This is a genomic window from Neobacillus bataviensis LMG 21833 (assembly GCF_000307875.1).
GTDB lineage: Bacteria > Bacillota > Bacilli > Bacillales > Cytobacillaceae > Neobacillus > Neobacillus bataviensis.
The window spans coordinates 43,541-58,321 of the sequence record NZ_AJLS01000056.1; the positions used below are offsets into that span (position 1 = coordinate 43,541).

Annotated in this window: 14 protein-coding genes; all 14 read right to left on the reverse strand. The window is 33.4% G+C overall.

Annotated features, from left to right (window positions below):
• Positions 1-13: 13 nt before the first annotated feature.
• Positions 14-1,720 carry an ABC transporter ATP-binding protein gene (locus tag BABA_RS09835; protein WP_235749636.1) on the reverse strand — a complete coding sequence of 569 codons (1,707 nt, stop codon included), beginning with the start codon at positions 1,718-1,720 and terminating at the stop codon, positions 14-16.
• A 187-nt stretch (positions 1,721-1,907) separates the two neighbouring features.
• A complete protein-coding gene (locus tag BABA_RS09840; RefSeq protein ID WP_007085024.1) occupies positions 1,908-2,807 on the reverse strand; it encodes an SP_1767 family glycosyltransferase in 900 nt (299 codons plus the stop codon).
• Complete coding sequence (locus tag BABA_RS09845) at positions 2,804-3,778, reverse strand: glycosyltransferase (protein WP_007085025.1); 975 nt, start codon at positions 3,776-3,778, stop codon at positions 2,804-2,806. The genes BABA_RS09840 and BABA_RS09845 overlap by 4 nt, the downstream gene beginning before the upstream one ends.
• A 48-nt stretch (positions 3,779-3,826) precedes the next feature.
• Positions 3,827-4,861 (reverse strand): glycosyltransferase family 2 protein, encoded by a 1,035-nt coding sequence (locus BABA_RS09850; protein WP_007085026.1) that lies wholly within the window; start codon positions 4,859-4,861, stop codon positions 3,827-3,829.
• Positions 4,862-4,890: 29 nt separating this feature from the next.
• Entirely contained in the window at positions 4,891-6,075 is a 1,185-nt protein-coding gene (locus BABA_RS09855; protein ID WP_007085027.1) for a glycosyltransferase, read from the reverse strand.
• A 19-nt stretch (positions 6,076-6,094) separates the two neighbouring features.
• On the reverse strand, positions 6,095-7,285 hold the full coding sequence (locus BABA_RS09860; protein ID WP_007085028.1) for a glycosyltransferase: 1,191 nt from the start codon (positions 7,283-7,285) through the stop codon (positions 6,095-6,097).
• Between the two features lie 30 nt (positions 7,286-7,315).
• Positions 7,316-8,332, reverse strand: a complete 1,017-nt coding sequence (locus BABA_RS09865; protein ID WP_007085029.1) for a phosphotransferase — start codon at positions 8,330-8,332, stop codon at positions 7,316-7,318.
• A gap of 76 nt (positions 8,333-8,408) precedes the next feature.
• Positions 8,409-8,780, reverse strand: a complete 372-nt coding sequence (locus BABA_RS09870; protein ID WP_007085030.1) for a helix-turn-helix domain-containing protein — start codon at positions 8,778-8,780, stop codon at positions 8,409-8,411.
• A gap of 30 nt (positions 8,781-8,810) precedes the next feature.
• Positions 8,811-9,980 carry an aminotransferase class I/II-fold pyridoxal phosphate-dependent enzyme gene (locus tag BABA_RS09875; RefSeq protein WP_040345877.1) on the reverse strand — a complete coding sequence of 390 codons (1,170 nt, stop codon included), beginning with the start codon at positions 9,978-9,980 and terminating at the stop codon, positions 8,811-8,813.
• Positions 9,981-9,998: 18 nt separating this feature from the next.
• Positions 9,999-10,649: an acetyltransferase gene (locus BABA_RS09880; protein WP_007085032.1), complete on the reverse strand. Its 651-nt coding sequence runs from the start codon at positions 10,647-10,649 to the stop codon at positions 9,999-10,001.
• Positions 10,646-11,260, reverse strand: a complete 615-nt coding sequence (locus BABA_RS09885; RefSeq protein WP_007085033.1) for a sugar transferase — start codon at positions 11,258-11,260, stop codon at positions 10,646-10,648. Before BABA_RS09885 ends, BABA_RS09880 begins: the two co-directional genes overlap by 4 nt.
• 26 nt (positions 11,261-11,286) lie before the next feature.
• Positions 11,287-12,483: a glycosyltransferase gene (locus BABA_RS09890; RefSeq protein ID WP_007085034.1), complete on the reverse strand. Its 1,197-nt coding sequence runs from the start codon at positions 12,481-12,483 to the stop codon at positions 11,287-11,289.
• 5 nt (positions 12,484-12,488) lie between these two features.
• Positions 12,489-13,667: a glycosyltransferase family 1 protein gene (locus BABA_RS09895; protein ID WP_007085035.1), complete on the reverse strand. Its 1,179-nt coding sequence runs from the start codon at positions 13,665-13,667 to the stop codon at positions 12,489-12,491.
• On the reverse strand, positions 13,657-14,763 hold the full coding sequence (locus BABA_RS09900) for an EpsG family protein (RefSeq protein WP_040345884.1): 1,107 nt from the start codon (positions 14,761-14,763) through the stop codon (positions 13,657-13,659). Before BABA_RS09900 ends, BABA_RS09895 begins: the two co-directional genes overlap by 11 nt.
• Between the last annotated feature and the right edge of the window lie 18 nt (positions 14,764-14,781).

A 14,781-nucleotide genomic window follows, 5' to 3' on the forward strand; every position in this document is an offset into this window, starting at 1 on the left:
TATGATATCAAGCTTATATGACTGACTGCGCAAAATTTTTCTTCACCGCAACGAGTCTTCCGTTATTAATCTTGAATACAATATCACAATTCTCAATTGTACTTAGTCTATGAGCGATAATTATTAAAGTCTTTTCTCCTTTTAAATCATCAATCGCCTTCATAATTTCCTTTTCTGTCTCATTATCTAATGCTGATGTGGCCTCATCCATAAAAATTATTTCCGGGTTATGATATAATGCTCTGGCAATCCCAATCCGTTGTCGCTGCCCTCCGGAAAGTCTTACCCCCCGCTCACCAACAGTGGCTTCTAATTTTTCAGGAAGGCCATTAATAAATTCCTTTAATTGCGCTTGCTCCAATGCTTTCCAAACTGCCTTATCATCTATTTGATCCTTTGCTATTCCAAAGGCAACATTAGCGCGAATAGAATCATCAGATAAATATATCGATTGAGGAATATAGCCAATTTTTTGTTGCCATAATGATTTTAGCTCATGTAGATTTTCCCCATCTATCAAAATTTCTCCCTTTTCCGGCTGAAACAAACCAAGAATAATATCAACAAGCGTTGTTTTTCCTGCACCCGACTCACCGATAAATGCTACAGATTGACCTATAGGGATAGATAAAGAAATATCCTTAATTGAATAGTCTATTTGATTAGGGTATCGAAAAGATACTTCATTTAACATGATGGAATCATTAAAGGCTCTTTTTTCACAGGTAGAAAATTTTGATGCTATATCCAATGTTTTATTAGTAATGAGGGACTCTTCCCTATTTGTAAATAAATCCTCATATATAACTGATAAAGCAGGCTTACTAAATCGAATCGTTGTTATCATTGCCATAACGCGATTTATCGAAGGCATAAGTCGAAATGCCGCCATAGCGAATAATGCCATTGTCGATACAATCGTGGTCGTATTAGTTCCTTGAAAAATGATAATCAGCATTGTAATAAGAACAATGGATACTAATAAAGTCTCTATAAAAAGCCTTGGTGTTTGATCCAGCATCATTCTATAGCAACTAATATTCGCATTTTTATGACTCTGTTCAGCATACGCATTAACAAAGAAGTCTTCTTTCCCTGATACCTTAACCTCCTTGCTCGCCCCAAGCCCCTGATTAACCCACTTAATCATCTTACCGCTTACAATTTGCTGCTCTTTTCCCAATTTATTAATCTTTTTACGGAAAATTTTATAAAATAAAAAAACACTCCCACCTAATAAGATAGAAGCAGTAATAGTCGCTATTGTTGCGGTAAATAATAACAGAACCAAAATACAAGTAATAACAAGCAGTTCTGTTAGCAGCTGAAAAGCTGACATAATAATTCCTTGTAACACCCTTGGTACTTCACCATTAATATTTCGAAGTAATTCGGCTGTATTTCTTTGTAAATGGAAGGTGTATGATTTTGTAAGGTATTCGTTAAACAATCTTCGAGAGAGTTTAACCTGTTGCTTTAGGATTACCCTATTTTGCGCATATTGGAAAAAGAGAATATATAGATTTTTGAAAACAAAAATCAAGAGTAACATGACAACTGAAAATATAATAAATGACGTGTTTGACTGAAAAGCTAACGACTCGTATACAAACGCTAAAATGGAATTTTCCTGAATTATTTCCGGTTTTGTTACAATTCCTACGAAAGGGACAATTAATCCGATTCCCAACGTTTCAAACAATGCCGAAATAATCATCATGAAAAATAACAGCAATAATATTTTTCGTTCTTTTTTATTAAATAACATAAGTGATTTTTTGAAGGTATCCTGCAATCTTCTCACACCTTTTCCTTTTTCTTTGCGAAGATAATAATAGAAAAGCAGATAGGAAGTTTGCTTATCTTTAAATTTATTCGCCTTATTAATCGCTCGTTCTTAATATCCTTTAGATTATTTGCGTATGGATTTCACATTCATACTTATCATCATGAACTTCCCCAACTTTAGTACCATTAGGAACCTCGCAAATATACTTATTTTTGACAGGCAACTTGTCTATTGCTTTTTTCAAATACCATTCATACTCAATATCAACATTTCCAATATCTAATGCTTGGTATCCCAATCTTGAAAGATCATATGCCAACACTGTAGCCGTTGGCCCAAGAGCTATTAGTATTAATTTTGATTGATTATGCTTTGTAACGGCTGCTAAAATCTCATCGTATTTTTCAAAAGCATTAACTGCAGGACATAATATTCTTTTTACTGAGTTAGCATTATGAAGTAAATCATTCCCAATTCCTAATCTACTTTTATTCCCCTCAACAAGAACAACCTCTCTACCCTCCCAAAGTTTTCTAAACTTTAAAAAGCGCTCTGTTGCCTTAGTTTTATCCTTATAGTCAATATATAAGCGTGTCACTAATGAATCATAATACTCTTTCTTCCTATTTATATAGCGATACATTTTACTTCTATTTAAGTTTAAATACTTCCCCCAGAATTTCCCGGCTTGATCAGTGAATCTATTTAGATTATTAAAAATATCAGGTATACATACGATATGGACTTTACTTTGGGATTGAATAATTTCTAATAAGCGCAACCTTAAATCATTATTAAATGATTGATAAAAAAAGGATCTTTTAGACATAATATCGAATTCTGCATCCCCATATCTGCTAATAGAACACTGATCATTAATAATTTTATCCAATGTTTCATCTGTTGCCCTTACTGTTGGAGGCTTTATGATGAAGAAAATTAGTTTATTGAATAAAACCGTAAAGGAATCTTTAATATCAAGAATTTTATAATAGAGTTTTAATAAAAGACTTTTCATATTCCATTTCTCCTAAACAGCTTATTTACAATAAATTTATATAATAACGGATGAATTTTTGCAGCCAGCAATAGTAATTTTACATTTTTATTGTAATAAGGTAATTTTATTGTTTTATAAAAGTGGCTATTTAAAATCTTGGATACTTTATAATAATCATGTTTATGTTTAGGGAATACCCCACTAATCGCGATGGAATTTAAAACTAACATTGCACTATTAGCAAACTTCAATGAAATTAAGTCGATCAATTCCTTATAGTGCTGGGCAATAAACCTATTCATTTCATCATAAATTAATACTGCATCAACACTTTTACTCTTTGCCGCCCGATCCATTGTGCTGTTTTCTCGAATTATATAATGGTATTTTGGTTCACCTAAACAACAAACTTTATTACTTCTATGGATTACCTTATAGGTAAATGCCGTATCTTCATACATGATTCCTTCAGGAAATCTAATATTCTCCAAAAGATTTCGTTTAAATAATTTCGACCATACTACCTCATTGTATAGTTCATCTTCCAGCATTGCCTTCATTGCTTGGTTTCTATCATGAATCATCAATGGATAAGATGCTTTGATGATTACATTATGCTTAGCATGAATTTTATAAGTACAGTTTGCTATATCACAATTATTCTGTATACACATGTTATAAAGCAATTCATACATATCTGGTTCAATCCAGTCATCACTGTCAACAAACCCTATATATTCTCCGCCCGCTATTTCCAATCCTCTATTTCTTGCGCTTGCCTGCCCACCGTTATCTTTATGAATTACTTTTACTCTTCTATCCTTTTTTGTATACTCATCACATATTGTCCCACAATTATCCGGCGACCCATCATTGACAAGAATAAGTTCAAATTCTGTAAAAGTCTGGGCTAAAATGGAATCAACACATTTATGTATAAATGGTTCCACCTTATAGACCGGAACAATGATACTTATTTTTGGCTTCATTGCAAAATATCCCTTTCCCTATCCCCAAATTCGGATGGCATCACTACTTTAGACTGCTTTTATCTTATTATTTGCTTTAATATACAAACCATAAATCCTAAGTAGGTGATCCAGAACTTTTAAATAGCCTATTACCATTATGTTGAATATACTAATATCCAGTTTGGATAGTTTTACTAATTGATAGTATTTATTTAATTTTGGATTTGACAAAAACCCTTGATAATTATCCGTTATTTTACTTTTTAATATATTTCGGTACTTTTTATTTGGATCCAATTCTTTGTTTTTTTGTAGCATCCGATAGGAATATAAAATACTATTAAAAAAATGGCACTCCAATGAAATTAGTAAATGGCTGTCACTAATTCTATCTTTTAGAAAGTAATATCTTTCCTCTTGGGATTCTAGCCCATCTAAATTTTTTAATGAAAATTTTTCTTGTAAATACATTGTACTTCCAATTCTTTTAACATAATTATATTTCCCTTCCCCAATAAATACATATTTCTTTAAACGGTAATAAATTTTGTAAGCTACAAATCCATCTTCATATAATTTATTTGGAAATCGCAGTTCGCTGAATATTTCCTTTTTATATAGCTTATTACACATACTATTTCTATATCCATTATCTAATAGTTGTTTCAATGCAAATTCATTATTTCCAATCTCAATTTCACCATGATTTTGAATTCCTAGGATGTCCTTACCATTAATAATATTAATGCTACATTCAACAACTTCAGCTTCGTATTTTAATGCATTTTTATATAAAAACTCGAACATATCCTTCTCTATATAATCATCACTATCAACAAACCCTATAAATTCTCCTTTTATAATTTCCAAACCCATATTCCTTGCACTTGCCTGTCCTTCGTTTTTTTTATGAATTACTATCACCCTGCTGTCCTTTTTCGCATACTCATCACAAATTCTCCCGCAATTATCTGTTGATCCATCGTCGACAAGAATAAGTTCAAACTCTTTCAAAGTCTGAGCTAAGATTGAATCGACACATTTATGAATATATAATTCCACATTATAGACAGGAACTATGATACTTATTTTTGGAATCATCAATATTCACCTCCCTATTAACAAAGCGGTTAGGAAACAAACACATTATCAATTTCTTCTCGAGTATGTTTTATTTCCTTCTGAAGATTTCTTTGAATGCTTTTACGCAAATTTTCATCGATAATTAGTTGTTTAACGGCCTCGAATATTTGGTCACCGTTAAACTCCACTATATATCCTGTCTTCCCATGAACCACCTGTTCTTTTGCTCCAGTAAAATTTGTTGTCACAATGGGCTTGTTGAAAAGTTTTGCCTCAGCAAGTGTCATACAATATCCCTCATGCCTTGATGGCTGTACATATAGATCACACTGTTCCATGAATGGATATGGGTTTGGATTTGAACCTAGTAAAACAAAATCCTTTTCATACCCATAATCTCGAATAAGCTGTTCATATTCCTTTCTCGCGTTTCCCTCCCCAATACAGTACCAGCGAACGTTATATCCCTCCTGTTTAAGTTTTGCTAATACAGGAATAATTAAATCCTGACCCTTTTCTTTGCTTAGCCTGCCAACGGTTAAGATTTTTATCCCATCAAAATGATCTTCGAAACCATCTCCATTGACGGCCATTTTTTTTAAACTTTCTGGGGATAAAACATTGTTGATTGTTTCTATTTTTTCTTTAAATAATGGTAAGACATTTATTAATTTATTTTTCCCCTCATTTGAAACTGCATAGATATTATCGAAGTACCGATAAACTTTTGTGGCAAAGTGGGCATTGAAACCAATCTTAGTAATATCAAAGTGAATCCATTGTATTTTCCTTTTAGCTTTGATTTTAAAGGCAATAAAAAAGCTTATGAGGTCCATTGGGCCGGCATAAGCAACTGCAATATCATATTCCTCATTATTGTATGAATAATTCCTCAAAATATATTTAAAGAGAATACTTCTTTCTCCGGTGACAGCAGCAATAAGATACAGAATAAAAAATAGTAAGGCCTTAATTAATTTTAAACGTTTTAAAAAGTCTAATAATACCGTTTTTGGAGGGTTATTTAGTATATCTCTAATATTCTTATAGCAATCTAGATATTCAACATTTACCCAATCTGGTATGGAGTTTAAGAAACCTCCTGACCTTTCAAGCATTAAGATGCTAATTTCATATTTGTGTTTAGACATTGTTGAAATCAAATTTAACAATGCCTTTTCTGTCCCCCCGATATTCATATTAATGACCATAAATAATACTTTTTTCTTCATTACCAGAACTCGCTTTCATTTATCCGATTAGGTGATAAAACTTCTCAATCTCCTCTATATTTCCCTTTTTTTCATTCGACAAGAACTGGGTAATGCTTTTTGTCAACTCCTCATCACCGATTAATTTTAAAATCCCATCACAAACGGCATCTGCGTTCATATCCACAACTAGACCATTTTTTCTATCTATCATTTGATTAAATACAGCATCAAATCTTGTTGTTACGATTGGTTTATTTAGCATTCTCGCTTCAGCTATTGCGAGCCCAAATCCTTCAAACTTTGATGTTTGAACATAAATGTCGGAGCTTTTAATAAAGGGATATGGATTCACCTTAATCCCCAATAAAATAAAGTGCTCTGACAACTCATTTTTAATGATATATTCGTTAATCTCTGAATATAAGGGACCTATCCCCAACGCATACCATCTAAAATGAATTCCCTTTTCTTTAAGCTTTTTACATGCAGCTAAGGCTATATCATATCCTTTTTGATGGGCTAGTCTTCCAATCGTAAGAATCCTTAATCCATCAAAATCATCCTCATATGCTTCACCTAAATTAGCCATTTCAAAAATAAACCGGGAATTATTTATATCATAAATAACTTCCACGTTATTTGAATAACATGGGAATGTTTCTAAAAATATTTCCTTTGCTGAAGGAGAAACTGCAACAATTTTATTGAATTGATCATAGAATTTTTTTTGAAAACCTTTTTCCTTATCGTTTAACCGATAACTAACGTTCACCCACGCATATTTTTTCTTCGACTTAACTTTTTCAGCTACGTAAAACGTTGGTATGCCTTGAGCATAACTTATCGCAATATCGTAAACCTTAGTACGCTTTTCAATTACTTTTCCAGCACTTTCCCAAAACAATCTAGCCTCCTCGGCATGGCTATACTTTTGTTTACGTATTTTAATTGAATAATTAATCCTCGAGGTTAACATATTAACTTTTTTCTTTTTCAAAGAATAGATAACAGCTTTTTTTAGGTTCATCTTTGTGAATTCCGTATACTTTAGTGGTGTTAGTATATTCACTTCTTTTGGGACTAGCCCTTGCAGGATGCCCTCATGACCAAAAAGCATCAAATCAACATTGAACTTGGAATAATCTAATATGGTTAGAAGGGAAATTAAGCTCTTCTCAGCCCCCGCACAATTTAAGGAGTCAATTACAAATAACATATCCTTCTTCATACTCTCCATCCTCATTTCATACCTTTAGAATCATGTCGACTTTTCTTCAATCCCCTTAATATAACCCACTATATATCTTGAGAAATCTTTCGCATAATTTCTATTTTCAAATTGAGTCAGTCTAATCTTAATATCTTCTAAATAAAATATATCTAAATAACTTTTGCCTAATAGTTGGAAATACCTAGATAATTCTTTATAAAGCAATTCATTTAATTTCAAATTATTATTTAGAGTTTCAAATAATGTTCTATAAAAACTTAGCTCAAGATTTGGATACCTTTTCATGAATTGAAGTAAATCATGTGAGGGAATTCGAAAATCGCAAAATTCCCAATCTATTAATATGAGCCTTTTACCATCCTCAATCAAATTTTCTTTTTTTATGTCCCCGTGATTTAACGTAAGGTGTAGAACATCCTCCAAGAACTCATTGGCAATTTTTTTATATCTACTCAAAATAAACTTCTTTACATAATTAAATTGTTCGACTGTTATTTCAGATGAATTTCTATCCAAAATTTTCAAACAATCTAAGTAAAGTGATTTCGCATATTTTTTTGCACTAACTTCTTTTAGATCTGAATTTGTTATTAAGTCATAAAATAAATGGCAAAACTTCTTATTAAGTTTCATATGCTTTTTTGCAATATTTGGGTGATATCCATTATAGAATACCCCCTTTATAACTTTGTTTTCAGTGTCAACGCTTATTATTTCCTCGTACATCTTATTGGAATGACTGTAACCTAGTTTCTCATAAATTTCTGTTTCACTACCCTCATTACAAACAGTGTAGATAGCTTTTTCTCTTAGGCTAATTATTTTATAATTGAAATCGCCAACTTTTATGGCTATTTCCCCATGGACTGGAAGTGGCACTACATTTCTCTCTTTCTGTTTGAGTATATATTTAATAGTATTTATCCTTAGTAAAGGATTCCTTGGCATTAATGGTCTACATTTAAACAATACGTAAGCAAGGGTAAATAACGGGATGTTTTTATTTATACTAATAAATTCGGTTAAAAATATATACTCATCCATCTTTATGTTCCACCCTTACAAAAATTCAAAAATTATTATTCTTATTAAACATTTGAAATTTTTCGGAACAATAACACTAATTTTTTGAGGCTCCATAGTTACTTTTTTCTCCTGATTGTTCATTTTTCCATTTAATAAATTCAATCAAAGTTTTATACTCATGAATCTTTTCTTTTTTAACACCCGATTGTTTTAATTCATTAATAAAATCAACCCATTCACTTTCAAGGTATTGATGAGTTTCTTCATATAATTCTGTCTTTAACAATTCCCTTACATCCACATCCAAAACAACTGCGATCTTCTTAATAATATGAATCGATGGGTTTTGATTTAGGTTCCGTTCAATATTACTTAAATAGGATTTGGATATATTTGCCCTAACAGCAAGTTCTGATAATGTGAGTCCTTTTTTCATCCGAATTTCATGGATCCTACTTCCAATCATAATTTTACCTACCTTGTTATATCCGATTATTTAAATATGGATAACATCCCTTTCTTTCGAACTATTATTTATCACATCTTTAATACAATTAATAACCTTCAACTGATCTTCTTCCTTCAAATTTGATCCGGATGGTAAACATATTCCGTTTTTAAATAATTGTTCTGAAATACTTTCACTTTCACTATGTTGATAGTATCTTGCCCCTTGGAAGATCGGCTGCAAGTGAAGTGGTTTCCAAACTGGCCTTGCCTCTATATTCTCAATTTCCAAGGCTTTTAGGACATCACCAGCAGAAACCCCTGCTTCAGCTTCATTGATGATAAGAGCTGTAAGCCAACGATTGGATCGGGTATTTTCTAATTCCGACATGAGATAGAATCCAGGGAAATGAGATAATTCCTTATAATAGCGTTCAAATACAAATCTTCTAGCCTCGACCCTACCATTTAAAACCTCCAATTGGGCTCTTCCGATTCCCGCTAATATATTACTCATCCGATAATTAAATCCAATACTACTATGTTGATAATGGGGTGCTGGATCACGTGCCTGTGTGGCTAAAAAACGAGCCCTTTTTAATGCCACAGTATCATTTGAGATGAGCATCCCTCCTCCGGATGTAGTGATAATTTTATTGCCATTAAACGAAAAAATCCCAAAGCGACCAAATGTTCCACTTGGTTTACCCTTATAAGTGGAGCCCAGAGACTCCGCCGCATCTTCGATAATTGGAACGTGATAATGGTTGCAAATAGAAAGAATTTCGTCCATTTTTGCACTTTGTCCATATAAGTTAACAACAATGATAGCTTTAGGTAGCCTTCCCTCATTAATTGCATCATGAAATGCTCTTTCAAGTGCTTGAGGTGACATATTCCATGTATCAGGTTCTGAATCGATAAAAACTGGTTCAGCCCTCTGATAAATGATCGGATTTGCACTCGCCACAAAGGTAAGGCTCGAGCAAAAGACAAGATCACCCTTTTTAACATCTAATAAAGAAAGAGCCAAATGAATAGCTGCTGTTCCTGAACTCACAGCTACGGCATCATTGGCTCTAACATATTCAGCTATTTCCTTTTCAAAGGCATCGACATTCGGCCCTAATGGTGCAATCCAGTTTGTTTCAAATGCTTCGTTAATATATTTTTGTTCGTAGCCACTCATATGTGGTGGAGATAAAAAGATTCTTTTCATATTTGTTTTATTTAACAATTAATTCACCTCCACCTTTATTGAGTCATTTTTTTTAACCGCTGCAGGAATACCTAGGGCAGTACAGTGCGCTGGAATATCATGAATGACAGTTGCTCCAGCACCAATAATAGTCCATTCATCAATCTGAATATTTGGAATAATAGTTGCTCCTGCTCCTATGAAGGCGCCTTCACCAAGTTGAACAGCACCCGTTAGTGTAGCTCCTGGACATACATGGGAATAGTCGCCTATAATACTATCATGCTCGATTATTGAGCCCGTGTTTATTATTGAATGATTGCCGACATTGGTATTTGCGCTTATAACCACGTTAGGCATTACAACGGTACCAAACCCTATCTTTGCACTGGGACTAATAACGGCCGATTTATGAATGATTGTAATATAGTATTCATCTGGCAGGTTTAATTTCCGAACAATTATTTTCCTTGTTTTATTATCGCCGATGGCCATTACAAATTTTATGTCTTTAAAATGGCTAATCAATCTATTTGCAGACGAAATTGGACCACAAAAAATATTCACTGCTAGTCTTATATGTTCATATTTATCATCTAAATACCCTACAATATGATGACCCCCATTTGAAAAAATCATATCGGAAATCACCATACTGTGACCACCATGACCAATTACCGCGATATTCATCCATGCCCCCCCTTCACCGTGGGATTCGAACCTGTAAAACATTCTGTAGTCGCACTCCCCGGTTGGTTTATTCCTTCAGTTTTTATTACTTTATATACCGTAAGAAATAGAATTTTTATATCAAGAAAGAATGAACGATTGTTTACATACCAGACATCTAAGGTGAACTTTTCCTCCCATGATATCGCATTCCGGCCGTTAACCTGTGCCCAGCCTGTTATACCTGGTCTAACATTGTGGCGTTTTACTTGTTCTTTTGAATAAAGTGGTAGATATTCCATTAATAATGGTCTTGGTCCAACTAAACTAATATCTCCCTTAATTACATTTATTAGCTGTGGGTATTCATCTAAACTATACCTTCTTAGAAATTTCCCATATGTGGTCAACCTTTTATTGTCTGGCAGCAATTGACCTTTATGATCTTTTTCATCTGTCATTGTTCTTAATTTATAAAGGTAAAAGGGTTTTCCATATAATCCAGGGCGCTGCTGTTTGAATATGATTGGCGAACCCAATTTTAACTTTACCAACAAGGCAAAAACGACAAAAATGGGTAATAGTGAAAAAAATAACATCATTGAAATGAAGAAATCAAACAGTCGTTTCACTACTAGTCATCCCCTACATTCTTTGATTATCCTTCTATTAAACTGTAAAGCTTCATTAACTGTTCTTTGTGTCTGTCTGAAGTAGTTAGTAAGTTATTTGTAAGTAACTCTCTTAATTCAGATGACCGGATTAATCGCTTGATTCCCTCGGCAATTCCCGTTGCATTCGGTTTTACTATGATTCCAGTTTTTTCATTTTGAATTTGATGATTAAATGAAGGGATATCTGTTACAACAATTGGCTTTTTTAACGCGATTGCTTCCTCTACAGCAACACAATGAGCCTCCGTTTTTGACGGTTGAACATATATGTCACCTAGACTCATAAAGGGGTATGGATTTGCCTGCTCACCAAGTAATATAAAATTCCTTTCGATACCTATTTCTTTTGTCTTTTTCTTTAGTGCCTCATATAAGGGTCCATTCCCAATTAGATACCAGCTTATTTCAAAGCCTTCTTCAATTAGGATATTACAGGCCTCTAATGCAAAAAAGACTCCCTTTTCATCAACGAGTCTGGCAACAGTAACTATTTTGATTTCATTGGTTTGTTCAAGACCTTTTAATACCGTCGTATCATTTGAAAGGGAAAGCACGGTATCGGATGATACTCTGTTATGGATCACATGCATTTTATTCGAAAACTCAGGGAAGTATGATTCTAGTGATTCTTTAGCGGATTCTGCTACAGTTACGATGGAATCACATTTTGAAAAGCTTTTTCTTTCCAGCTTGGGACAGGGCCATCCTGCTTTTTGACTGTAGGCATAATCCATATGATTATAAACAATTTTTCGCTTTGCACTTACTTTTTCTATGACATAATAATTACAAAAAAAGTCGATATAACTAATTGCCGCATCATAATGTTTTGGTTGTTTCTTGAGGATATTTCGATAAACACTCCATCTAGCACCAGTTCCAACACCTGAAGAAAACTTTGAAAGGCTGGCAGCAAGTACTTTACCGATTAATAAACCATACTTGCCATTTTTTAATAATTCTGGTGCTGCTTGTAACAAAGGTGTCGAAAAAGTTTCAAATAATGGCGGTAGAATATTCACTTCAGGCGGCACTAGTTGGAACAGAACCCCGCTATAATCAAACAGAAGCAAATCCACATCGTAATGGTCATAATCAAGTTCGGATAGTAGGGTTAATAAGCTTTTCTCGATTCCTCCCGTATGAAGGTATTGTGTTATAAATAGTAATTGTTTTTTCATTACTATTAACTCCTTAATAGATTAAATGAGTTGGAGATACCAGTCGAATTATCCTTCAAGTAAAGTGATAGCCATCTAGGAACATTTTCTTGAATACTAAACCCATACTTTATGAAATGGTTATTTATCATTTTTTTATCTGGTCGTTTCATTAATATTGCCCTATTAATTTCTTTAGACCATGTAGTAAGGTCCTCTTCCAAACTTACATAGGTAATTAAATTAAGTCCCATATCTGTGGTTTTTGGTACTTCATCTGATACTATACAAGGCGTCCCCGCACATTGAGCCTCCAAGGTTACAATGCCAAACCCTTCGAATAATGAGGGAAATAGAAAAACATCGAATGCTTTCATTAGCCTCGGTATATCAGCCCTAACTCCTAAAAATCTTATATTCTTTAAAATTCCAAGTCTTTCAGCTTCTTTTTCAATTTGTCCTTTTAATGGACCGTCTCCAATTAAAAGCGCTACAAAAGCAGAATCCTTCTCTATGACTTTCTTTAATACATTTAAGATGAATAGGTGGTTTTTAGATTCCGAAAACCTCCCGACATGACCGATTATTTTTACTTTTTCCGGAAGGTTTAACTCTTGTATCACACTATCTCTGCTGCTATTTAAATGAATAAATTGATTAATATCGATTCCATTCTTTAAAATTTCTACTTTCCCTTGGGCAACAGCCTTTTTACCGAACATAAATTCAGCTGCTTCAATGCTGCAACTGCAATAATTTGTCGCTGTCATCTTTATTAATGTTTGCAGAACCTTTAATGTAAGCCTTGCCCGATAACTTTTACCTTGCGGCCAATCATTGCTGTGGGAATGACATATTCTCTTTTGAATCCCGCAGATTTTTGCGGCTAATGCAGGAAAACCACTTTGATAATCAGTATGTGAATGGATCGCAATATAATTGTTTTTTGACATTATTTTTTTTAGTTCCTTCAAATACAGGACAGAACCTATTTCTCCAAGGCTAGAAATTTGAAAGATTTTCCCCCCCAGAAAAATAATTTCATCATTAAAATCTCCCTTCCTGGCTGAGTGTGTAATAAAATCAAACTGGACTTTCCCTCTATCCATATTACGATAAATATTCATTAGAAGTGTTTCTGCCCCACCGCGATCCATCGAGCTAACTATATGCAAAACTCTCTTTGGATTTTCCTTATCGTTCATTTAACCACCCCCTTAATTGAAAGATAGGATCAAAATAGTCACTTTTATAAACAATATTCATGGTTATTACACTATCAAAGTAATGATATGCTAAATAAAGTATTAGTATCGCAAAATAAATTAATCGTTGATCTTTTTCCTTAAACAACTTTACAATCCAGGAAACTAAAATAAATTGGTATAAACTAAAATAAATGGCAAACCTAGCAAAGATCCAATTTTGAGTAGAAATAATCATTAAGATAAAGCCAATCAGGGCCATATTTACAATATAATCACTATTTGGCATGATTTTCCTTAGTTTTTCCCTACCGAGGAAAGCTATTAGCAGTGGAGCCCCTTCGACTGCCACCCTGATAACGTTTGCGCCGCCTTCCTTAAAATCTTTATATATTCCATATTGAGTATTCTTAAGCGCAGTAAATAGCACTTCAGTAAATTGATTGAATCCAATCACAATAAGTATTGCCAAAAATAAAAGTAGGAATGCCATTTTTGTCCAAGCTTTTCTCCTAATAATAAAAAAGATTGGAATAAGAATTAGTGCGGATTGATGTATGGTGGAAGCAAGCAGCACAACAAGCATGTATCTTTTCCAATTTCCTTCAAATAGAAACTTTGTTGCAGCAAAGGCAATTGCAGCCGCTAGACATTGCCGAATTCCATTCATTGATACGATAAAAAAACCACTAGTAATAAATACATAAATACTTAGTTCGAATATCCTCGTATATTTGTACAGGACAAGAATAATAAGTACATTGGTTATTAATGCGGTTGTGAACAACAATATTTGAGGATCATCTGAGAGTTTTTTTAGGAATAGTTGTAGAATCCCGAACCCTATATCTTTCTGGGAGGTTATAAATTCCCAAGTGAAATTATTGTACACATATATCCGTTTATAAAAATACGTATCTCCTATATTTGATCGAAGGCCGGAGACCATTACTAATGTCAAAATTCCACCAAAAACTAAGATTTTGTTTGGTCTTAATGAGGGTGAAAATTCTGTTGCCAAAACTGTTGTGGAAAAGTATCTTGCAAAAAAGGAAAAAGTGTAAACAACCAGCAAATTAATCCAAAGAATAGTCATTAGCCATCCAACTTTCAA